The organism is Epilithonimonas hungarica, assembly GCF_900102265.1.
In the GTDB taxonomy this organism is placed as follows: Bacteria; Bacteroidota; Bacteroidia; order Flavobacteriales; family Weeksellaceae; genus Epilithonimonas; species Epilithonimonas hungarica.
On record NZ_FNBH01000001.1, the window covers coordinates 450736 to 473581 of the forward strand.

Genomic DNA, 22846 nt, shown 5'->3' on the forward strand with positions numbered 1-22846 from the left:
AGTTTTGTATTCAATTAAAAACAACAAATAATGAAAAAAATTACTATTTTGTCTGCAATTCTTGCAGGCTCACTTGTTATTGCTCAAACTGCATTGAACAGAGATTGGTATTTGCAAAAAATGACTTTCAATGGAACAGAATATGTTCCTCAAAATGAAGAATCTATTGCAAGATTAACATATGATACAGGTTGGGGAGATGCCAATACTCAGGTTTGTATGCAACGCTCATACAATATTACCAATGTGACTTCTACCCAGTACGGGATAAGCCAATATTCTGGTATTGCCGGTACTTGTGCAAGTCCGGTTACGACAGATTTTCAAACCAAATATTTTTCGGCACTTCAGAAAACTACCAATTTTGTACATAATTATGTGATTACGGGTAGCGGTAGTGGTCAAATCCTTACATTGACAACTTCTGCCGGAGATACACTTGTTTTTGGAACTCAAAAAGTTTTGGGAGTGAGTGATGTTGCAAGACCAGCATTCTCTATCTATCCAAACCCTGTGAAGGATGTGATCAATATTGTTTCGGATGATAAACCAGACTCTGTTGTTCTCTATGATATGACAGGTAAATTGGTGCTTTCTGGGACAACTACTCAAAAAATTAACGCAGCGTCGCTTAAAAAAGGTGTTTATATGATGCAGATTTCTTTTGACAATAAGACTGAAAAAATTAAAATCATTAAAGAATAATTAATCATTCTGCCATATTTAATTCTAAACCGCAGATATTTTCTGTGGTTTTTTGTTAACTTTAAACCTCGAACTTTAAATTTAATCCCAATGAAATTCGGACAAGTTGCTGACCCGTCACAGATAGACTTTACTTTACCAAAAGACCATCCTCAAACCAAATTCATTCTTAACCAGAATAAAAAAGGTTTGGAAAATATCTCTATTGGCTGTGCAAAATGGAACAAGACCGATCTCAAAGGGTTTTATCCAAAAGGGACGAAGGATGAATTGTCTTATTATTCAACCCAGTTTAATTCGATTGAATTAAATGCCACTTTCTATGGAATGCCAACCGCAGAGCAAGTCCAAACCTGGAAAGAAAAAACTCCGAAAGATTTCAAATTCTTTCCGAAAATTACCAACACCGTTTCACATTTCCGAAGATTACTGAATATTACAGATGTGGTAACGCAATTCGCTTCTGCAGTTCTTAATTTCGATGGAAAATTAGGAATGGTTTTTCTTCAGCTTCACGATAATTTCAAACCAAAAGACTATGAACGTCTTGAGAAATTTGTACAGGATTGGCCAAAAGAAGTTCCTTTGGCAATCGAATTGAGAAATACGGAATGGTTTACGGATGAAGAAGTTTTTAATACGGTTTGTGAATTGTTTGAAATGAATAATATCACCAACATCATCGTCGATACAGCTGGAAGACGAGATATGCTTCATATGCGACTAACAACGCCTAATGCTTTTATACGTTATGTTGGAGCTAATGCAGAAAGCGATTATGCAAGATTGGACGATTGGTTGGAGAGAATCAAGGTCTGGAAAAAAGAAGGCCTGCGAAATCTTTATTTCTTTGTTCATCAGAATGTTGAAAAAGCATCGCCATTACTATCAGCTTATTTTATTGAGAATGTGAATAAGGAATTTGGGATTGATATTCATATTCCGACAATGGCTTCTGAGCAGCCGACACTTTTTTAATGACTAAGTATAATGTAAATCCAGATGAAGATGAAATTCTTCCCAACTTATTAAATTCGAATTCTAAGAAAGAAATCGAAGAAGCTGAGTTTGAAGGGTTTTTATATGCGGAAATATTACTAACGACTCAACTTTCTGATAAGACAAAATTCGATTTAAATTATATTAAGAATATTCATTATTTAGCTTTAAAGGATGTTTATTCATTTGCTGGGAAATATAGAACAGTCAATATTTCCAAATCTGGATTTATGTTTCAAGCAGCCAGATTTTTACAAGAATCAATGAGAGAATTTGAGAACGAAATCTTAAATAATCTTTTAGATAAGTATGAGAAATTCGATTCTGTGTTTTTAACTGGCGACATTGCTAGAGTTCACGCAGAATTACTGTATATTCATCCATTCAGAGAAGGGAATGGTAGAACAGCCCGTTTATTACTTAATTTGATGTTAAGAAAAAATGGTTGGGGGATTTTAGACTTTACAAAAATGAATGAAGAATTGTTTGAAAAATATATCTTCGCTGTTCAATCGGCTTCAATGAAGAATTACCAGCCAATGATAAAAGTTATTGAACTTTTGCTTTGATTTTTTTTAAAACACGATTATAAGCTTCGTTCGCAAATTTATTGGAAATTTTAATACGTTCAATACCAAAAGAACCTCTCAGAGATTGAAGGGTCTTATTTTTATCGAACGTATTGATCTTTTCTTTTTGCATAATCAAATATAAGGAATAATTACTAAAATAAATTCTACCTTAAGCCAAAAACTTCAGTTCCTTATCTTTGAATTTATTGTTTTCAACGAGCTTATTCATTGCTTTCATTGTTTTTTTACGAAGTTTAGCCAGGATACGGACGTTTTTATCATCGCTATAATCAAAAATATCATCTTCAAAAGAAAATACATCACCTTTTTTGAAGCTGATATTGCTTTCTTTCAGTTCTTTCAGAAGCATCAGATTGGTCATTACTCTTAGTGAAGCACTTTCCGCAGCTTCCATATATTTCAGAGATTTTAGAAGTTCTTTTTTATATTTTTTCTTTGATTTCATTTTGAATAAGGTTAATCAATGAAAGGTATGAAAATTTCTTTAGAATTTCTTACTTTTGGGAAAAATAAATCTAAGAAATGCAAGACCCGATTTTTGAACTAATTGAAAAAGAAAGACAAAGACAAACACACGGAATAGAATTAATTGCTTCGGAAAATTTTGTTTCCGAAAACGTGATGAAAGCCATGGGAAGTGTGCTGACCAATAAATATGCAGAAGGCTATCCAGGAAGACGTTATTACGGAGGGTGCGAAGTAGTGGATGAGGTAGAGCAGCTGGCAATTGACAGGGCGAAAGAATTGTTTGGAGTCGATTATGTGAACGTTCAGCCGCATTCTGGTTCTCAGGCCAATGCTGCAATTTATCTTTCCGTTCTTAAACCGGGTGATAAAGTGATGGGAATGGACTTGTCTATGGGCGGACATTTGACTCACGGGTCTGCAGTTAACTTTTCCGGAATCCAATACCAGGTTTGTTCTTATGGTGTTCAAAAGGAAACGGGGCTGATTGATTATGACCAAATGAGAGAAGTGGCTCTGAGAGAAAAGCCAAAAATGCTAATTGCAGGATTCTCGGCTTATTCCAGAGATTTGGATTATGCAAAATTCCGTGAAGTTGCAGATGAAATAGGTGCGACACTTTGGGCAGATATTGCGCATCCCGCAGGCTTGGTTGCAAAAGGTCTTTTGAATAATCCATTTGAACATTGTCACGTTGTGACGACTACGACTCACAAAACATTGAGAGGCCCAAGAGGTGGAATGATTATGATGGGGAAAGATTTTGAAAATACTTATGGACATAAAACACCGAAAGGCGAAACTAAATTGATGAGTGCTGTTTTGGACGGTGCTGTTTTTCCGGGAATTCAAGGTGGTCCGTTGGAACACGTTATTGGAGCGAAAGCAGTTGCATTTGCGGAAGCTATTGATTCTAAATTTGAAGTTTATGCAAAACAAGTTAAAGCAAATGCTCAGGCTTTGGCAAAATCAATGATAGATCTAGGTTTCGAAATTGTGAGTGGGGGAACGGATAATCATTTGATGCTGATCGACCTTAGAAATAAAAATGTGAACGGAAAAGAAACCGAGAAAGCTTTGGTAAAAGCAGATATTACTTGTAACAAAAATATGGTTCCTTTTGATGACAAATCGCCTTTTACAACTTCGGGAATTCGTCTAGGAACTGCAGCAATTACGACAAGAGGTCTTAAAGAAAACGATATGACAACGATTGCAGGCTTGATTTCTGAAGTAGTGGATAATATTAAAGACGAAAATGTGTTATTATCTGTGAGAAAAAAAGTAAACGAATTGATGGAAGGTCATGCACTTTTCAATTATTAAGAAAAACAATTCTGAATATTAAAAAAAGAATGAGCATCTTTGTTCATTCTTTTTTTATGGATAAAAAATCATTCACTTTTGATGAAATTAAACTGAAGCTTGTAAACTATTGTGTCTATCAGGACAGATGTCATTATGAAGTAGAGCAGAAGATGAAGGAGTTTCTTTTGATTCCGGAAGCCAAGGAAGAAATTATTCTTTATTTGATTAAGGAAAATTATCTTAATGAAGAACGTTTCACGAGAAGTTATATCCGGGGTAAATTCTATATCAAACATTGGGGAAGGAATAAAATAAAAATGAACCTCAAGCAAAAAGGTATTAATGACAAATTGATTTCCAAATGTATGGACGAAATTGATGAAATTGACTACGAAAAAACAGTAAATAAAATCTATGAAGATTATTTTTCCAAGCAAAAAGGGCTTAAAGATTATCAGAAAAGAAGCAAGGCAATCAAGCATCTAATTTCAAAAGGCTTCGAGTATGACGTGATTTTGGATATTTTAAAAAATGACTAAGAATCTACGTTAATTTAAATTAATATGAAAATAAACCTTAGATTTGAAATTAATTGTTAAAAATAAATAAAAAATTCTTAATTTCGTCCCAAATTCGAACAAATAAAATTCATGAGAAAGCTAATTGTTATATATTCCTTATTGGTGTTTGGCTCTATTAACGCTCAATTTATAAAGTATGGTGTAACAGGAAGTTTGCATAGAGGTTCTATTGCAGGTATTCATAATGCATCAAAAGCTAATTTTGGTGGCAGTGTTGGTATTTTTGCAGACCTTTCTATAGTTCCTAATGATATCTATGACTCTGCTTGGTTGTATCTAACACCTCAATTGGAAGTTTATACTATTGGAGAACGCGCTTCATGGAACGAAGATGATAATAATCGTCAAAAATATAATAATACTTATATTGCCGTACCTATCTACCTAAAGTATTTCATGAAGAATCATGGTTATAAAGGAGATATATACTTTATGGTTGGACCAAAATTCGAATTTCTTGTGTCAGAAAAGATTGAAGAAGGAGATGCTGTAAACAAGGCGATGGCTGCGGGATATGATCCTGCAAAATTTGGCCTAGGGCAAAAGGCAGATAGTTTTGGTTATGGGGTTTCTGCAAAAGTTGGTGTAAAAGTGGATAATAAATGGGATGTATTTGTAAGATTCGACAGAGGTCTGTCCAAGGTTTATAAAGATTACGCAGCTCAAAGTACTTACAACAGATTCCTGGCCATTGGTCTTAGCTACTATATAGGAGAGACTAACTGAAAAAATCTAATAAATTAAATTTATTGTGATTCTGCAAGATTTATTATTTGCAGCTTTTTAAGATGAAAAGACGGATTTTTATACTTCTCATATTCATATTGACTTTTTCTTGCAAACCTAAAGAGAATATGATATATATGAGTAATCATAATTTTGAGCAAGAAGCAAATCAGGCAAGGTATACGGGATTGAAGATCAAGCAGGGTGATATATTGGAAATAGTTGTTTCTGCTTTTGATGATATTGCTGTCAAGCCTTTCAATCTCAATACAATTACTACAACCAGTAATCTGTCAGAACCTAATATGGGAAGTTCTACTACTGGTAGTAAGTATGTAGTCTCAACTGATGGCTTCATTACATTTCCAGTCTTAGGCAAAATCTATTGTCAGGGAATGACAAAGCAACAATTAAAAGAAGATTTGGAACAACGGCTCAAACAGTATCTTATAGACCCTTTAGTTGATATACGTCTTGTAAATCTTAACATAAGTGTTTTAGGTGAAGTGAAGATTCCAGGGAGTAAAACTCCTACCACAGAACGCATCAATCTATTTCAAGCACTGGCATTGGCTGGTGATATGACAGATTATGCTGACCGTACCAAGGTCAAATTGTTACGTTATTCTGAAGAAAGTAAAAAAGATTCAGTAATTCAGTTAGATTTCTCAGATGCAAGTATTGTTAATTCGCCTTATTACTATTTGCAACAGAATGATATTCTATATGTTGAGCCAGACAAGAACAAACAGATTGCGGCTAATAACAATCCTAATAGAACATTAACGTGGCAACTCATAGCGGTAGTTGTAAGTGTTGCAACTTTACTAATCAGATTTACGAATTAAATTGATGGAATTATTAGATTCAAATCTTAATAGCCAAAAAAAGATAAATTTTAAGAAGGAAATTTTTAGATTTCTAAAATATTGGCCTTGGATATTATTGAGCATTATATTGTTCTATCTATTAGCCAATCTTTACCTCAAATATACACAACCTCAATATCTTTCAAAGACGACATTGCTGTTTCAAGAAACTAAGAATGATAAAGGGACTCTATCGGATTTGAAGAACTTGGGTATGGGAATTAGCGATGATGAAGAATTACAAGGTGAAGCTGCTATCATTGTCTCTAAGCCAATCATAACAAAGGTTGTGAAGAATCTTAATCTAGATGTGAATTTTTTTGCAAAAGGAAAAATTCGTGAAGTTGAACTTTATGACCTTTCACCTTATTTTGGGAAAATTTTGTTCTCTGATAAAAGCTTTGGTGGTGCTTCATATTATATAGAACCTGTTAATAATGATAGTTTTAGACTTACAGAGGGACCTCTTAACGGTTCTAAAAATATTTTCCATTATGGTGAGCCTGTAGCATTACCTTGGGGGCGGATTATAATTACAAAAAATCCTAATGGCTATAGACCGTATAAGAACTTTCTGGTTTTCAAGAATGCCAGCTCGGCAGAAAAGCAACTAGAGTCTAACTTGGATGTCAAATTACCAAATGGTTTGTTAATGGATATTTCCATGGTAGGTCTTGTGCCCCAAAAGTCTGAAGACATCTTGAACGAACTCTCTAAACAATATAATCTGGATGGTATTAATGATAAAAATGCAGAGGCAGAAAATACTGCAAGGTTTATTGATGAACGTCTTGAGCTAATATCTGGAGATCTTGGTAAAATTGAGCTTGATAAAGAAAATTTTAAAAAAATCAACAAACTTACAGATCTTGATGTTCAAGCAGGTATTGCTGTAGAAAGGTTAAGTGGTAATGTGGAGAATATCTTTAACGAATCTGCAAAGCTCCAGATTATCAACGCAATTTATGATATGGCTGTTTCAGGAAAAGAACAGTTATTCCCCACAGGTCTTGGGATGCCTGAAACAACAGAAGCACTCTTAAAACAATACAATGACATAGTTCTTCTCAAGAAAAGAACTATGAATCAGGCAACAAATGCTAATCCATCCATCAAGGCTTTTGATAAAGAGTTAATAGAATTGAAAGGGCTTATAAGAGACAATATCCAACAAAGTAGAGCCCAATTACAGAAAAATATTGGGCAAACCAATATGGAAATTGGTGAGGATAAGGGTTCTATACTAAAATATCCTACTAGAGAACGGATATTTCGAAATATAGAAAGACAGAGGAACCTAAAAGAATCATTATACTTATATCTCCTTCAGAAGCGCGAAGAGAACGCTATTACTTTAGCCGTTACCACACCAAAGACGAAATTGGTCAATCCTGCTTACACAATTGGTATTGTTAAACCTAATTATATTCAGATTAGAATAGGATCTCTGGTGTTGGGTTTCATTTTACCCTTGTTGATTATCTTCATAAAAAATATTCTAGATACTAAGATTCGCTCGAAAGAGGATGTAGAAGCTATTGTCAGTGACATACCAATCATTTCTGAGGTGCCACATAGTGATTCCGAAGTTCCGCTTATAGAAAAGAGTGATTTTAGCGTATTTGCAGAGTCATTTCGTATTCTTACATCTAATATTAAATTTATTTTAAGGTCAAGGTCGATTCAAAAGGGAGGGGTTATTCTGGTTACCTCGTCGGTCAAAGGAGAAGGGAAAACTACGATTTCAACCAATACTGCCGTTAGTCTATCTGGAGGAGGCAAGACCCTCCTTATAGGAGCCGATATTAGAAATCCACAGCTTCGGAGATATATGAAGGAAAAAAAGAGTGGGCTTACAGATTACTTAGTTTCGGATCAAGTTTCAATCAATCAGTTCATTCATTCGTCCGGTCTGTCCGATGGTTTAGATGTTATCTTTAGCGGTGCAAAGGCTCCTAATCCCAACGATTTGTTGGATATGAAGAAATTTGATGAAATGATAGAAGAACTCAAAAAAGAATACGATTACATTGTTTTGGATTCTGCTCCAATAATGTTGGTAAGTGACTCTCTACATTTGGTAGATGTTGCAGATATTGTAGTTTATACTATCAAGTCTGAGTTTACAGAGAATGATATGATTAGCTTTGCATCTAGTTTTAAAAATGATAATGCTATAAGCAATATGGTTTTTGTCCTGAACAATGTCAAACCTGAGTTTTCCAGATATGGTTATAAATATGGTTATGGATATTATAGTGAGACCACAGAAAAAGGAATTTTAAGGAAAATATTCAAGAGAAGATGATTTGAATCATCGCCGCCTTCAATTAATTCTCTATCTAATAAATGTTTTTAGAAAAATCATTAAATGTACTTTTAGAATTGAATTATTGTAAATCATACTTGCGATGGAACTCATGGATACCAATAAGTAATAATTAAAATTGTAAGATTGTCAAATAATAAAACCATAGCAAAAAACTCTTTGTTTTTGTATTTTCGAATGTTTCTGATAATGGGAGTTGGTCTATATACTTCTAGGCTGGTATTACAGGCATTAGGGGTTATTGATTACGGTATTTATGGTCTGGTAGGGGGCATTGTCTCAACATTTGCATTTCTAAATTCTGCAATGGCATCTGCTACCCAAAGATATTTGTCATTTGACATTGGAAAAAATAATACGGAGCGCCTACAAAAGACTTTCAATTCAACACTTAACATTCATATCTTAATAGCATTAATTATACTGATTTTTGCAGAGACTTTAGGTCTGTGGTTTCTAAATTTTAATCTAAAAATTCCTGCTGGAAGAATTGTAGCGGCAAATTGGGTATACCAGTTTTCAATATTTGCTTTTATTTTGGAAATAATACAAGTTCCATATAATGCTTTATTATTCGCACGAGAGCACATGAATGTGTATGCTTATATTAGTATACTAGAGGCGATACTTAAATTAATAATTGTTTTTCTACTTCTGAAAACCGATACAGATAAACTTATTCTCTATTCACTATTGACCTTCTGTGTTGTTTTTGTGATACGATTGATATATAAAATCTATTGCAAAAAACATTTTAAAGAATCTAGATATAAATTTTATTTTGATAAGGCATATTATAAAGAATTGATGAGTTATTCAGGATGGAATCTATTTGGCAATATCGCCAACGTTGCTCGCGGGCAGGGAAGTAATATCCTGCTCAATATGTTCTTTGGACCAATTGCCAATACTGCTTATAGTTTGGCAATAATGGTACAGGGTATTATAGGCTCATTTGTTGGGAACTTTCAAGTGGCAATTAATCCTCAAATCACAAAATCCTATGCAAAAGGAGAGCTGGCAACGTCTCTAAATTTGATATATAAAAGCTCAAAATTTTCATTTTTTGCAATGTTTATAATTGCTGTTCCCTTTTTGTATAATATAAATTATATAATGCATCTATGGCTCAAAACAGTCCCCCCATACACCATAGAGTTTTTAAAGCTTACATTAATATATTCTCTCGTAGAAACAATCTCAAACCCTTTGATGGTTGGAGCACAGGCCACAGGTAAAATTAAATGGTATCAGATAATCATTGGAAGTTTTATCTTTCTTACACTTCCGATTACAGCAATTGTTTTTTATTACAGTTCAAATCCCATTAATGTATATTGGGTATTAATTATCATTTCTCTATTTGCTTTATTATTTAGGATTTCATTCTTAAAACGAATGCTAAAGTTAGATGTTGCGATTTACGTGAGAGAAGTAATTCTGCCTATCATTTTTGTGAGTGCTATTACTTGTTTTTTTATTTACTTTTCTTTTAAATATTCAATAATAATTGATATTGATAATGAATTTTTAAATTTTGTTGCGAACACTATTATGATAATTTCAGTTGTATTTGTGGTAATTGTAATATTTGGGTTAGATAAAGTAGACAGAATTCGATTTTTAAAATTAATAAGAGCTAAATTGTGTAGATAATATATGGATGCAGATATAGTCGATTATAGTAAAATAGCAATATTTGGCCCCCATGATAGAATGAATTATGGGGACTTATTGTTTGCTTTAATGCTTGATTTTGCATTTTCTAAGAAAATTGGAAAGCAAATCAAATTAAATAAATATTCTATTGTTAAATCAGACCTGACACATAAAGGAGCTTTCGAATCAAAAAGTTATAAGGAATTGGTTGCTGATATAGATTATGGTAAGATTGATGTTATAATAGTTGCCGGAGGTGAAAGCCTAGGAGCAACTTGGGCAAGGCTATATTCTTTCATTAATCCAATATATTCTTTAATATATGAAAGAACGCCGTTTGCGACATCAAAGTATATTTATCCAATAATAAAAAAAATGCTTGGTGCAAAATCGGAATACCCTTTTTTAATCAATAAAAAGGACTTTAAAAAAGAGATTAAAGTATTATATAACTCTGTAGGAGGGCTGAAATATGTTATCTCTGAAGAAAGAATCAAAGAAGCTGATTATTTTGCGATTAGAGATTCAGAGGGATATTCTCAAATGCAGGGAAAGTTCACCAAACTGTATGTATATCCCGATTCAGCTATTATAATGTCTGATGTAATTAGAAAAAATTATTTGGAAACAGCTTTAAAAGATCAGAAATTATTTTTTAATAACTATGTTTTTTTTCAGATTTCAAAATTTAAAATTCAGAATGACTTAGACCAAACTGTTTTTGAATTATTAAAAATATTGAATAATTCAAACTACAATATTGTGTTATGTCCGATAGGAACAGCAAAAGGCCATGAGGATCATGTTATCCTGCAGCAAATATATGAAAGAATTGGTCAGGAAAATAATAGGGTAACCATTGTGTCTAATCCTAATGTTGAATCTATTATGGGGTTGATTGCTTTTTCGAGTTTCTATATTGGAACAAGTTTACACGGAGTTATTACTGCAATGAGTTTTGGCGTGAAATATATTGGACTGAATCCAGAACAAACCAAATTATATAATTATATAAAAACGTGGTCAGGATTAGATGCGGATATGCTTATGGCAAAGACAGGGGATTTCTATGATTGCTTTGTTACTGTGGATGCGTTAGACAACATATTGGATCAGATTACACAGGCAACACAAATACAAAAACAGAAATATTACGAAAGTGTTGACAATTTAATCGCAAAATTATTAGTATAATGAAGATATTGTCTTTACTTATAACTTATAATTCTGAAAAGTGGATAGAAAAAAACATTAATTCGATTTTTCAAGGGACTGATAAAGTCGATGTCCTAATAATTGACAACGGATCAAATGACCAAACGTTGAAAATTATTAAAGAGAAGTTTCCAAAAGTCAGATTAATTGAATCCAAAGAGAATTTAGGATTTGCCAAAGCTAATAATCTTGGCTTTGAAATAGCAAAAAAAGAAGGTTACGATTTTGTTTTCCTTATAAATCATGATGGTTGGCTGTTCCATGATTTTTGGAAACATGTTTTTCCAATTATATCATCAATAGACTATGAGTCTTATGGTTTATTCTCTCCGGCACATTTTGATGGCTCAGAAAAAGAATATGATTTTGGATTCAAGAAATATCTTGGCAATATTGATTTGACAAAATCCGATAAATCTGTAGTGGATATAGAATATATAAATGGAGCCTTTCTTTTGATTTCCTTACGCTGTTTGAAAGTTGTGAAAGGCTTTGATCCGATTTTCTTTTTTTATGGTGAAGACATAGACCTGTGTCTGCGGGTAAGAAAAAGAGGGTACAAAATAGGAATTATAAAAGAAGCTAAAGCTGTACATGATAGAAAAGAGCGTAAGATGACTGAAGAACGTGCCTGGAATCATCTTGTAGCAAGATATCTCATACAGATTAAGTCAATCGATGGAGGTTTTTCATTAAGTTTTTATAAGACAATATATAGTCTTTTAAAAGAGCTGTCGTCATTTGGGAAAAATCATAAAAGTTATTTGAAATTGATTTTGTACTTATTTAATAATAAAAGTAGAATAAAAAAATCATACAAATTGTTTAATTAATGAAAGCTTCTATTATCATAACAACTTTTGGAAGACCGATGTTTTTGCAAAGAGCAATCAATAGTGTATTGAATCAGTCATTCAAAAATTATGAGATACTGGTTATCGATGATAATGGAAAAGGTACAGTAGCTCAAAAATTGACTCGGTCAAAAATTCCGATAAATCCATATACGAATTACTTTGCTCTGGATGTTAATTCGGGTGCCTGTGTCGCAAGGAACAAAGGAGTAGATTTGGCAAGCGGCGAATTTTTGTTTTTCTTAGATGATGATGATGAGTTTTTGGATAACAAGCTTCAGGATCAAATTGATTTTCTAGAAAAACATAAAAACTACGATGGTTGTTTGGCTGCTTTTAAGAGACTGGATCATATTGGAAAGGAAATCTTTTCCACCTCCAATATGCCAATGGTAGGTGACTTCAAAAGTTTTGTTCTGAATGGCAACTTCTTTACACCAATGCTTTGTATCAGAAAATCATCTTTTATGAAAACCGATGGGTTTATCAATATACCACGATTTCAGGACAATTTTTTTTTGATGAATGCCTTAAAAAAAGGATTAAGCTTTGGGACTATGGAAATAGCATTACACGTGATGCATGAGCATAATGAAGCTAGAATTACCTCTGCTTCAATAGAAAAGACGGAAAAATCTCTTCAGCAAATCAAAAAGTTTGTTGAGCGCCACAAGAATGATTTTAGCAAAATCGAATGGGATTTTTTTATAGTCAAACAATTAAGAACGCTTGCAGTTACAAAATATATTTCTCAAGAAAAAAAAATAAGGCGTTCTTCTGCAATAGATTTTATGATAATCTTTCTAAGAACATTAAAATTTAAATATTTGACCATAGCATTTAAAAGCCTCTTAAAATAGATTTTAGTAAAATTATAATGAAATTCCGTACAGATATAAGTTTTCTCCGAGCAGTCTCCGTCTTGATAGTGATGCTTTTTCACTTTCAGGTCAAGCCATTTGATGGAGGTTTTATCGGTGTGGATGTGTTTTTTGTGATTTCCGGATTCTTAATGACACAAATCATTTTAAAAGCGTTCGATTCAGAAAAATTTTCTTTGAAGCAATTCTATATCAAGAGAATCAATAGAATTATTCCTCCGTTACAGGTATTATTAATATTTATACTTTTTGTATCTGTGGTCTTTTTTTTCCATACGGAACTAAAGTTGAATGCCAAATATACTTTTCTGGCAGATTTTTTTGTTTCAAACATTTATTTTTGGAAGTATATAGACTATTTTACTTCTACGGACAATATTCTCCTACATACTTGGTCTCTGGGAGTAGAATGGCAATTTTATCTCGTTTATCCATTACTTTTGTTATTTCTCAAATCATATTTTGGAAAAAAAGAAAAGCTATTTTGGGGTATTGTTTCATTTTTCTCCTTATTATCGCTTATACTTATGCTCTATATTACAAAAGTTGATAATAATTTTGCATTTTATATGTTACCATCCAGATTTTGGGAACTTAGTATTGGAGGACTAGCGTATTTGATTGGCCAAAACAACAGGTTAGGCAAATTGACAAAAGCTATTCTCGTAGCTTCTGGATTTATCGCAATAGCATTGAGCAGTATCTTTATAAATGAAGAGAACCTTTGGCCTTCCCATTACACGATGATTCCAGTATTTGGTGCCGTTTTGATACTTGGTATGAATATCCATACCAGGTTCTTTGATAATAAATTGGCAAAATTCTTTGGTGATATTTCCTATTCTCTTTATTTATGGCATTGGCCATGGTTTATATTATTTAAATATTTTGGATTCATTGGAGGGTACTATACCCTGATTCTTATAGTACTATCTATAGTTTCAGCATATTTATCGTTTAAATTCGTAGAAAAAAACTCAAGTTTGAGCAATATTTACTTTGCTGCAACGTCTTCTTTAATCGTAGCGATAATAGCAGTCTTACTTTTTATAAATCCCAGTTTGGTTTCGGGTATTTCAATTTATCAAAGCAAGAAATTCCAGATTGCCGATTATGAAAATACATATATAAACAATGGTAAGGAAAAGCAATTTAATCCTTGTCATTGTTTTATAACCAATTCGCAAAAAATCAATGATTACAGTTTTAAAAATTGTCTCAAAGTATCTGACAAAAAACAAAATATTTTATTAATCGGTGATAGTCATTCTGCGCAGTTTTCCTCTTCTTTGAGAAAAATTACAAATTATAATCTTTTAGAAGCCAGTGCAGGATATGTATTCCCATTTCCCGACTCTAGAGGTAAAAAAGATACAAAAGAATTGGTGGATTATGTTTTCAAAGAATTTATTCCCAAAAACTACAAAAAAATAGATTTGGTAATTGTATCTGCACATTGGCTAATGAAAAAGAATCCTAATCTCAATTATAAGGATTCTGAAATTGCCGAAGAAGTTTTAAAAACCATTGCTTTTTTTAACAGATATCATATTAATTATATTTTTTTAGGACAAACAGAAAATTATAAATTATCCTATCCCAAAATATTAATGTTAAAAAATATCGGCAGGAGCGAGGATGAATTTTTAGATACAGAGTCAAAGTCAATGAATCAAATTCTTCTGCGAATTGTGCCAAAAAATCATTACATAGAATTGTATCAAAATAGCATGATTAAAAAATATAATGAGAAAAATCAAATACCTTATATGTTTGATGGAAATCACTATTCAGAATACGGGGCTGAGCAGGCTGTCAACAAGGTACTACTGCCAAAGATAAATCAGATTTTAAAAGAAAAATGATGGAATTATCGGTAAAAAAGTCCAATCATCTCAAGGCCATGGCTATATTAATGATGCTTTGGTTGCATCTTTTTAATGTAAATTACAAAGGCTTGTATAATCCTGCTATTTTGGTTGCAGGCCAGCCACTATCCTTCTATATTTCAATTTTTTGTGATGCTTGTGTGCCTATTTTCGCTTTTGTAAGTGGGTATGGATTGTATTATAAATATCAAAAGAAAAAAGACTTTTTTGCTAGAGAAAATCGATTTCGGTTGAAAAAGATGTATCTTAATTTATGGATTGTTATACTATTGTTTCCAATTTTATTAGGGCTATTTTTACAAGAACCGCAATATCCGGGTAGTATGTTAAAAATACTCATGAACAGTACTGCAATCCAAACTTCCTATAGCGGAATATGGTGGTATTTTACAACTTACGTATTGGTTGTTCTCTCTAGTAAATTTCTATTCTACCTGCTTGATAGATATAGTACATATGTAGTTTTTGTGATGTCATTTGTTTTATACTTAATTGCTTTCTATTTTAGGGTATATAAAACAGATTTGTTCTCCAACGAAGTATTGAAATGGTTTCACAATCAGGGAGCCAGGTATGGTCTGGTACAATTTGAATTTTTGCTTGGAGCTATTGCTTTGAAGCATCAATGGATTACAAAATTTTCAAAACTCTATTCCAAAATAAAATTCGGAACTGTTGTTGGGATAATTCTCATCATCTTTATGTTTATTACTCGTTGTTTTGTCCCAAATTTATTTGTTGCTCCACTCTGCGCGATAGCTTTTACCCTAGTTTGGAATAACCTAACATTAGGACGTTTTATAGAACGGTCGCTTGATTTTCTTTCGGTCCATTCAACTAATGTCTGGCTTTGTCATTCTTTTTTTTACGCAGCGTTTTTCAGGGATTTTATTTATTCTCCCAACTTACCAATATTTATATTTGTATTATTGCTTAGCTGCTCGTTGCTTGGTTCATTCGTTATTAACTTTTTTTACAATAGATTACAAAAATATTTCTAATGGCAGACTCTATTCCAAAAATCATCCATTATTGCTGGTTAAGTGGTGACCCATTTCCTTCCAAAATCAGGAAATGCATTGACTCTTGGAAAAAATACCTTCCGGACTATGAAATCAGGCTATGGGATACACAGTCGTTTGATTTGGAGTCCTCCCCATGGGTCAAAGAGGCTTTCCAACAAAAAAAATATGCTTTCGCTGCAGACTATATTAGGCTATATGCCCTTTATAATGAGGGCGGAATATATTTAGATTCAGATGTTGAGGTTGTAAAGTCTTTTGACGATTTGCTGAAATTACCATACTTTGCGTGCACAGAAGGTGAAAATATTATAGAAGCTGGAGCTTTTGGAGCAGTTAAAGGGCAGAGTTGGATAAAAAACTGTCTGGATTATTATGAAGGAAGACATTTTATAAAGCAAGACAATATTTTGGATACCTGGCCGCTTCCTCAGATTATGATGAAGGAAATAAAAAAACAATATACGCCTGAGGTACTGGAAAGACAGCTCTATTTTGAGAAAATCTCAAACTATCAAAAGGAAAAAAGATTTTACATGCTTCCCAAAGTTTACTTTTGTGCAAAAGATATGGGAACAGGCGTGATTACAAAAACAAACGAGACTTATTGTATTCATCATTTTGAAATGTCATGGATTCCCAAAAGCCAAACTTTTTTACCCAACCTTAAAAGATTATTGATAAGGATTTTTGGAGTGGGAGCAGTCGGAGGGATTGTAAAAGTATTTGCCTTGAAAAATATCAAAGATAAGCTTGCAAAATGAAAGGACATCGTTTAAGAATATTGTTGATTATGCCTTATGGAAGTGTTGGAGGTATGGAACGCCTAGCCGAGACATTCTATAAGAATTATAAAAAGCAAGGACATGAGGTAAAAGCAGTAAAAATCATCAGGCTTGAGAATGATATTATTAACTTTGATGATGACGAAATATCTCTCTCCAGAAAAGATTTTTCTGATTTCTCTTCTGTATCCCGTATAGCTTTCTATGCAAAAATTCCTATTATGCTAAGTAAGATTATAAAAGTTCATAAGATTGATATAAGCATCAGTTTTGGGGATATGGCTAATTGCTTCAGCGCTATGACGCTCACGAAAGAAAAAAAAATAGCAAGTTTCCATGCTGTAAAAAGTATTGAGTTTAAACATGATACTGGAATATCTAAATTTTTTAAATGGTCTATTCATAACACGTACAAACGATTTGATAAAGTTATCGCTATAAGTCAAGCCATCAAAAATGATTTGATTATAAATTGCGGGTATAAGTTTAAAAATTTAGAAGTCATCTATAATCCGCATGATGTATCAGCCATTGAAAGTAAATCCAAAGAACCTTTCGCGGAAGATGAAAAAAAAATTGTGGAAAATAGTTACATCGTTTTTCTAGGTAGGCTCAGTGTGCAGAAAGCACCTTGGCATCTTATAAAAGCCTTCTCTCTAATGAAAGATCAATTTGCAGAGACCAATCTATTGATGATTGGGGATGGTGATGAACGCGTTGAGATGTTTACAAAAAATTTAGTTGATTATCTTAAACTTAATGATAGAGTATTTTTTTTGGGTAGAAAGAGAAATCCATATAAATTTCTACAGAAGTCCAAAGGATTGGCGTTATCTTCATATTATGAAGGTACACCTAATGTTATTGTTGAAGCTATGATTCTTAATATTCCTGTTATTACTACCAATTGTACAGATGGAATCTCCGAAATGATGATTGATAAGATAAATGGAGTAAAGGATGGTTTGCTTATAACAGATGTAGGTATCATTACACCGGATATTTTGAAAAACAGAGAGGACTTTATTCCTGAAAATTTTGAAATTAATGATGATGATGTCAAATATGCGGAGGCACTTTCATTACTATTAAATGAAGATATGAATAATTCGTTTCGAAGTGTTGATAAATCAGGTTTGTTAAAAAAATATAATTTAGAAAACGTACTTAAAGATTACTTAGCATAGCGTTATGTTTGACTTTATTCCTTTAGAATATTATACCAGTATCTATTATCACGTCATGTTTTTTGTGGCGATGATTATTTTACTACATGCTATGGTTTATGATATAAAGGATTCGAAAAGTTTACTGTTCTTTCAAGTTCTGGGAGCGTTCTTTCTTGTGATATTTTCCTTATATATAGGCTTACGACCTGTAAGTGGAAGATATTTTGGTGATATGTCTACTTATCACATTGGTTACGAAGCTTTGCAGAAAGGAGGCGATGTAAAGATTGAAAAAGATTATGTATTTAATTACTTTATGTGGGCTTGCTCCAAGATCATGTCATCACAAAGTTTTTTTCTGCTAGTAGATATATTGTACATTTTACCTTGCTATTGGTTTAGTAGGCTATATTTTAAAAGATACTGGTTTTTCGGGTTTTTTATGTTTTTAGGCTCATTTTCTTTTTGGGCGTATGGGACAAATGGTATCCGTAATGGTTTAGCAACCTCTCTATTTATTCTTGGTCTTTGTTTTTATGAACATAAAAAAATGTTAATGTATGTTTTATTTGGAATTTCATTTTTCATGCACAGTTCTATCATCATACCTATTGCCGCCTTTATAATATCCGGCACTTATAAAAATCCCAAAATATATCTTTATATTTGGCTTGCAAGCATACCGCTTTCTTTGGTAGGAGGTAGTTTTTGGGAAGGTTTTTTCAGTAATCTGGGTTTGGAAGATCGTACATCGGGTTATCTTACGAATAATGATGAATTCAAAGAACAATTTTCTCAGACGGGTTTTAGATGGGATTTTGTACTATATAGTGGGTTTGGTATTTTTGCTGGCTATTATTTTATTTTAAAAAAAAATGTTATTGATAGTTTATATATCCATCTGTTCGGTATCTACACTATTGCCAATGCTTTTTGGATTTTGGTGATTAGGGCTACATTCAGCAATCGCTTTGCTTACCTGTCATGGTTTTTAATGGCCGCGGTCATAGCTTATCCTATGTTTTGTTATAAACTTTGGAAAGATCAATATAAAGTTTTTGGAGTGATATTATTTTTATATTATATGTTTACTTACTTAATGTTTTTAAAAGGATGAAAATTGCAGTGCTGCTTACAAGAATCGACCAAACGGGTATGAGTATCAATACAATAGATCTCTGCGTATCATTGTCCAAATTAGGGCACTCTGTCGATTTGTTGGTTGGAGATTATAATAACTCTTCAAAAAAATTATTCTTCCAAAAAGATTTGCTGAAAACTTCTGAAGTTAATGTTATTAACATAAAATTTTCTCACCGTTCTGAATTGCTTTCAAAATTTTTTAAAGTCTTAGGTGTATTAAAAATCATATTATTTCTCATCTTTAAAAATTACGATGTAATTCATGTGGAATCTCCTTACTTAAGTTTCATACCATGGTTGATTAGGAAAAAATTTGTTTCTACTATGCATGTTCCAGATTTGGAAAATATTTTTGCATACAAGAATGCAACTAGGGTTATTGCAATTAGCAAAGAGACAAAAGAATACTGCGTCGATAAATTTGGATATAAAGAAAATCAAATTGATTTAGTATACCATGGTGTTAATGAGCGATTTTATCAACCAATATCTGCTAATGAAGAAAAGACAATGAAACAAAATTATGGAATTAGTCAAAATGATATTTTGATAGGTTTAGTTGCAAGTATTGAAAGAAGAAAGGGACAGGATATTTTAATTAATGCAATAGAAAATCTGAATCAAGAAATCAGGAGAAAAGTTAAATTGGTATTATTAGGTTCATATAAAAGTGGAAGTAATGGTTGGCTGGAAAACCTTATAAATAGTTCATCAATTTCCAATCAGATTATATGGGAACAATATCAAGACCCTAAACCATTTTATAACATCATTGATATTTTTGTCCTCCCGTCTCGACTAGAAGGTTTCCCACTTGTTTCATTAGAAGCCATGTTGTCAGGTTGTCTGGTTATAAGGAGTAATACAGAAGGTTCTCATGAGCAAATTATCGATGGGTTAAATGGGTTTCTTTTCGAGAACGAAAACTCAACCGAACTCACAAAGATTCTATCCTATATTTTAGAAAATGAAAGTTTGTTAGTTAACATGAGAAATTTCTCCAAGACTTACGCCTTCAAAAATTTTACTCAAGCCGTGATGGCAAAAAATACTTTGAAGGTATATGAGAAATTAAAAAACATTAAGCTTTAATTTTCATATACTGATGAGCATTATATATGATGATTTGTACAGATATACTGGTACCAGGCAATTTACTTCTTTGGTAAGATATATCCTGTTTACACCAGGTTTTAGATATACTTATTTCTACAGAAAGGTGCAAAGCGCAAAATTTTTTCCAACGCGCTTTTTTTGGGATGTACTACGGAGACAATGTATGTTGAGAACTGGCATTCAAATTCCGGCTCAGACGAAGATTGATAAAGGCTTACGAATCGTTCACTTTGGGCACATCGTCATCAATCCAGATACCATCATTGGCAAAAATTTTAATATTGCACAAGGTGTTAACATTGGTAACGCCGAAGGCAGAAGACAAGGAACACCAATAATAGGAGACAATGTCTACGTTGCAGCCAACGCTGTTATTGTAGGTAATGTAAAAATAGGCAATGATGTTTTTATTGCGCCTAATGCTTTCGTAAACATAGATATCCCCGATGGTTGTATTGCATTGGGAAACCCTGCACAAATCATTCAAAAGGAGTATGCTAGCAAAAAGTATATTATTTATAAAATTTAATTGTTTTGAAAGTTTTACACATTATAAATTCATTAGGTACAGGAGGTGCAGAAAAATTGTTGCTGGATACTATTCCTATCTATAGGAAAAGAGGGATAGAAATGGATGTTTTGCTTTTATGGAATAATGATCACCAGTTTACAAAACAGCTGGTAGAAATGAATATTTGTAAAATATTTATCATTAACAATTCTTCTAACGTCAGAGACATATACAATCCGATTAATATTTTTAAGATTAGCAAAATTATGAGACAATATCCTATTGTCCATGTGCATCTATTTCCGGCACAGTATTTTGCTGTAATTGCAAATAGATTGAACAATAGCTCTTCCAAGCTTATCTTTACAGAACATAATACCTCTAATACTAGAATTTCAAATAAGTTTTTGAAGCCCATTGATAAATTTTTTTATAGGGATTACAAAAAACTGGTATGCATTTCGGAAGAGATAAGACAGATTTATGGTAAATATCTCAAGACTAATGACACTGAATTGATTGTCATTTCAAACGGAATTGATGTAGAAAAGTATAACAAAGCTAATGCGTTGAAAAGGTCGTACATACATTTTGAACTTCAAATGGATGATAAACTGATTATTCAGGTTTCAGCGTTTAGGCCACAGAAGGATCAGGATACGTTGATAAAATGTATGGTTTTGTTACCTGGTAATTACAAATTGTTATTAGTAGGAGATGGAGAAAGGAAAATGATATTGATGAAATTGGTAAACGAACTTGGTTTGGAGAAAAGGGTTTTTTTTCTTGGACAGAGAATGGATGTACCCCAACTTTTGAAAAGTGCAGATGTCGTTGTACTTTCTTCATATTATGAAGGACTTTCGTTGGCTTCTGTAGAAGGGATGGCCTCTGGAAAGCCTTTTATTGCATCGGATGTGCCAGGGCTTCAAGATATTGTTAAAGAGGCGGGTATTTTATTTACAAGAGGCAACGAAGAAGAATTGGCCGTCATAATCAAAAGGCTAATAGAAGACCCTGCATATGCAGAGTTAACCGCTAAAAAAGGTTATAATAGGGCAATGAAATATGATATCAGTACTTTAATAAACAAGCATATAGATATGTATGCACAGTTGATATGAAACAATTAACAGTTTTTACACCAGCATATAATAGGGGGCACCTATTGCCGAGACTTTATGAGAGCCTTATTAATCAAACCAATCAAGATTTCGTTTGGCTAATTGTGGACGATGGATCTTCTGACAATACACAGTTTGTAGTATCTGATTTTCAAAATGAAAATAAAATCGAGATAAAATATATTTTTCAGGAAAATCAGGGTATGCATGGAGCACACAACACAGCATATGAAAATATTAATACTGAGCTTAACACTTGTATTGACTCAGATGATTTTATGCCTGACTATGCTGTTGAGACCATTCTTGAAAAATGGAATTCAATATCTGAAGAGGATAAAAAAAAATATTCTGGAATTGTCGGATTAGATGCTTATATGAATGGTAATGTAATTGGTTCAGAATTTTCTACAAACTATACAACACTAGAGGATTTTTATCTATTGGGTGGAAAAGGAGATAAAAAGCTGGTCTATCGTACAGAGGTAATGCAAAAGTATCCACCATATCCAATTTTCAAAGGCGAGAAATATGTTGGATTAGCTTATAAATATCTTCTTGCTGACCAGGATTACAAACTAATTACAATAAATAAGGTGCTTGTAATAGTAGATTATCAACCAGGAGGATCTTCCAATAATATGTTTAGGCAATATTACAATAATCCTAGAGGTTTTGCATTTTTGAGAAAACAAGGGATGGAACTTTCAAAATCAAAAAAAAGAAAATATATAGACGCGATACATTATGTTTCTAGTAGTTTTCTATCGAGGAACTCAAAATTTATTGCGGAGTCGCCAGCAAAGACATTGACGATTTTGGCTATTCCTTTCGGCTTTATTTTATTTCTGCTTGTAAAATATAAGAACAGAAATAGACCAGCTTTGTCGGAATTATAATTGC

At 32.6% G+C, this 22846-nt stretch carries 22 protein-coding genes; 21 read left to right on the plus strand and 1 reads right to left on the minus strand.

Going from position 1 to position 22846, the window contains the following annotated elements; genetic code table 11:
* Nucleotides 1-30 precede the first annotated feature (30 nt).
* From BLT30_RS02125 to BLT30_RS02135, 3 genes are all read left to right on the plus strand, one after another.
* Entirely contained in the window at nt 31-705 is a 675-nt protein-coding gene (locus BLT30_RS02125) for a T9SS type A sorting domain-containing protein (RefSeq protein ID WP_089871002.1), read from the plus strand.
* 90 nt (nt 706-795) lie between these two features.
* Nucleotides 796-1683: a DUF72 domain-containing protein gene (locus BLT30_RS02130; RefSeq protein ID WP_089871004.1), complete on the plus strand. Its 888-nt coding sequence runs from the start codon at nt 796-798 to the stop codon at nt 1681-1683.
* Nucleotides 1683-2273, plus strand: a complete 591-nt coding sequence (locus BLT30_RS02135; RefSeq protein WP_089871005.1) for a Fic/DOC family protein — start codon at nt 1683-1685, stop codon at nt 2271-2273. Before BLT30_RS02130 ends, BLT30_RS02135 begins: the two co-directional genes overlap by 1 nt.
* 172 nt (nt 2274-2445) lie before the next feature.
* Here BLT30_RS02135 and BLT30_RS02140 read toward each other — a convergent pair whose 3' ends face one another.
* The gene (locus tag BLT30_RS02140; RefSeq protein WP_089871007.1) at nt 2446-2742 is read right to left on the minus strand and encodes a hypothetical protein; all 297 of its coding nucleotides are present in this window, start codon (nt 2740-2742) and stop codon (nt 2446-2448) included.
* Between the two features lie 77 nt (nt 2743-2819).
* Between BLT30_RS02140 and glyA the strand changes: the two genes are divergently transcribed.
* The 18 genes from glyA (at nt 2820) to BLT30_RS02230 (ending at nt 22842) form a co-directional block, all read left to right on the plus strand.
* Nucleotides 2820-4088, plus strand: coding sequence for a serine hydroxymethyltransferase (gene glyA / locus BLT30_RS02145; RefSeq protein WP_089871008.1), 1269 nt, complete (start codon nt 2820-2822; stop codon nt 4086-4088).
* Between the two features lie 29 nt (nt 4089-4117).
* Nucleotides 4118-4609 carry a regulatory protein RecX gene (locus BLT30_RS02150; protein WP_394332189.1) on the plus strand — a complete coding sequence of 164 codons (492 nt, stop codon included), beginning with the start codon at nt 4118-4120 and terminating at the stop codon, nt 4607-4609.
* Between the two features lie 144 nt (nt 4610-4753).
* Nucleotides 4754-5377 carry an outer membrane beta-barrel protein gene (locus BLT30_RS02155; RefSeq protein ID WP_175487117.1) on the plus strand — a complete coding sequence of 208 codons (624 nt, stop codon included), beginning with the start codon at nt 4754-4756 and terminating at the stop codon, nt 5375-5377.
* Between the two features lie 137 nt (nt 5378-5514).
* Nucleotides 5515-6225: a polysaccharide biosynthesis/export family protein gene (locus tag BLT30_RS02160; RefSeq protein WP_245707094.1), complete on the plus strand. Its 711-nt coding sequence runs from the start codon at nt 5515-5517 to the stop codon at nt 6223-6225.
* 4 nt (nt 6226-6229) lie between these two features.
* Nucleotides 6230-8554, plus strand: coding sequence for a GumC family protein (locus tag BLT30_RS02165; RefSeq protein WP_089871014.1), 2325 nt, complete (start codon nt 6230-6232; stop codon nt 8552-8554).
* A 180-nt stretch (nt 8555-8734) separates the two neighbouring features.
* The gene (locus BLT30_RS02170; protein WP_262488082.1) at nt 8735-10231 is read left to right on the plus strand and encodes an MATE family efflux transporter; all 1497 of its coding nucleotides are present in this window, start codon (nt 8735-8737) and stop codon (nt 10229-10231) included.
* Nucleotides 10232-10234: 3 nt separating this feature from the next.
* Nucleotides 10235-11428, plus strand: coding sequence for a polysaccharide pyruvyl transferase family protein (locus tag BLT30_RS02175; RefSeq protein ID WP_089871019.1), 1194 nt, complete (start codon nt 10235-10237; stop codon nt 11426-11428).
* Nucleotides 11428-12282, plus strand: coding sequence for a glycosyltransferase family 2 protein (locus BLT30_RS02180; RefSeq protein WP_089871021.1), 855 nt, complete (start codon nt 11428-11430; stop codon nt 12280-12282). Before BLT30_RS02175 ends, BLT30_RS02180 begins: the two co-directional genes overlap by 1 nt.
* Nucleotides 12282-13163 carry a glycosyltransferase family A protein gene (locus BLT30_RS02185; RefSeq protein ID WP_089871022.1) on the plus strand — a complete coding sequence of 294 codons (882 nt, stop codon included), beginning with the start codon at nt 12282-12284 and terminating at the stop codon, nt 13161-13163. The genes BLT30_RS02180 and BLT30_RS02185 overlap by 1 nt, the downstream gene beginning before the upstream one ends.
* Nucleotides 13164-13180: 17 nt before the next feature.
* Nucleotides 13181-15049 carry an acyltransferase family protein gene (locus BLT30_RS02190; RefSeq protein WP_089871024.1) on the plus strand — a complete coding sequence of 623 codons (1869 nt, stop codon included), beginning with the start codon at nt 13181-13183 and terminating at the stop codon, nt 15047-15049.
* Nucleotides 15046-16074 carry an acyltransferase family protein gene (locus BLT30_RS02195; RefSeq protein ID WP_089871026.1) on the plus strand — a complete coding sequence of 343 codons (1029 nt, stop codon included), beginning with the start codon at nt 15046-15048 and terminating at the stop codon, nt 16072-16074. The genes BLT30_RS02190 and BLT30_RS02195 overlap by 4 nt, the downstream gene beginning before the upstream one ends.
* Complete coding sequence (locus BLT30_RS02200; RefSeq protein ID WP_089871027.1) at nt 16074-16859, plus strand: glycosyltransferase family 32 protein; 786 nt, start codon at nt 16074-16076, stop codon at nt 16857-16859. Before BLT30_RS02195 ends, BLT30_RS02200 begins: the two co-directional genes overlap by 1 nt.
* Nucleotides 16856-18067: a glycosyltransferase gene (locus tag BLT30_RS02205; RefSeq protein WP_089871029.1), complete on the plus strand. Its 1212-nt coding sequence runs from the start codon at nt 16856-16858 to the stop codon at nt 18065-18067. Before BLT30_RS02200 ends, BLT30_RS02205 begins: the two co-directional genes overlap by 4 nt.
* A 4-nt stretch (nt 18068-18071) precedes the next feature.
* Nucleotides 18072-19166: an EpsG family protein gene (locus BLT30_RS02210; protein WP_089871031.1), complete on the plus strand. Its 1095-nt coding sequence runs from the start codon at nt 18072-18074 to the stop codon at nt 19164-19166.
* Nucleotides 19163-20284 (plus strand): glycosyltransferase family 4 protein, encoded by a 1122-nt coding sequence (locus BLT30_RS02215; protein WP_089871033.1) that lies wholly within the window; start codon nt 19163-19165, stop codon nt 20282-20284. Before BLT30_RS02210 ends, BLT30_RS02215 begins: the two co-directional genes overlap by 4 nt.
* A 13-nt stretch (nt 20285-20297) precedes the next feature.
* Complete coding sequence (locus BLT30_RS02220; protein ID WP_221405568.1) at nt 20298-20837, plus strand: serine O-acetyltransferase; 540 nt, start codon at nt 20298-20300, stop codon at nt 20835-20837.
* A gap of 5 nt (nt 20838-20842) precedes the next feature.
* Nucleotides 20843-21943: a glycosyltransferase gene (locus tag BLT30_RS02225; RefSeq protein ID WP_089871036.1), complete on the plus strand. Its 1101-nt coding sequence runs from the start codon at nt 20843-20845 to the stop codon at nt 21941-21943.
* On the plus strand, nt 21940-22842 hold the full coding sequence (locus BLT30_RS02230; RefSeq protein ID WP_089871038.1) for a glycosyltransferase family 2 protein: 903 nt from the start codon (nt 21940-21942) through the stop codon (nt 22840-22842). Before BLT30_RS02225 ends, BLT30_RS02230 begins: the two co-directional genes overlap by 4 nt.
* Nucleotides 22843-22846: the final 4 nt, after the last annotated feature.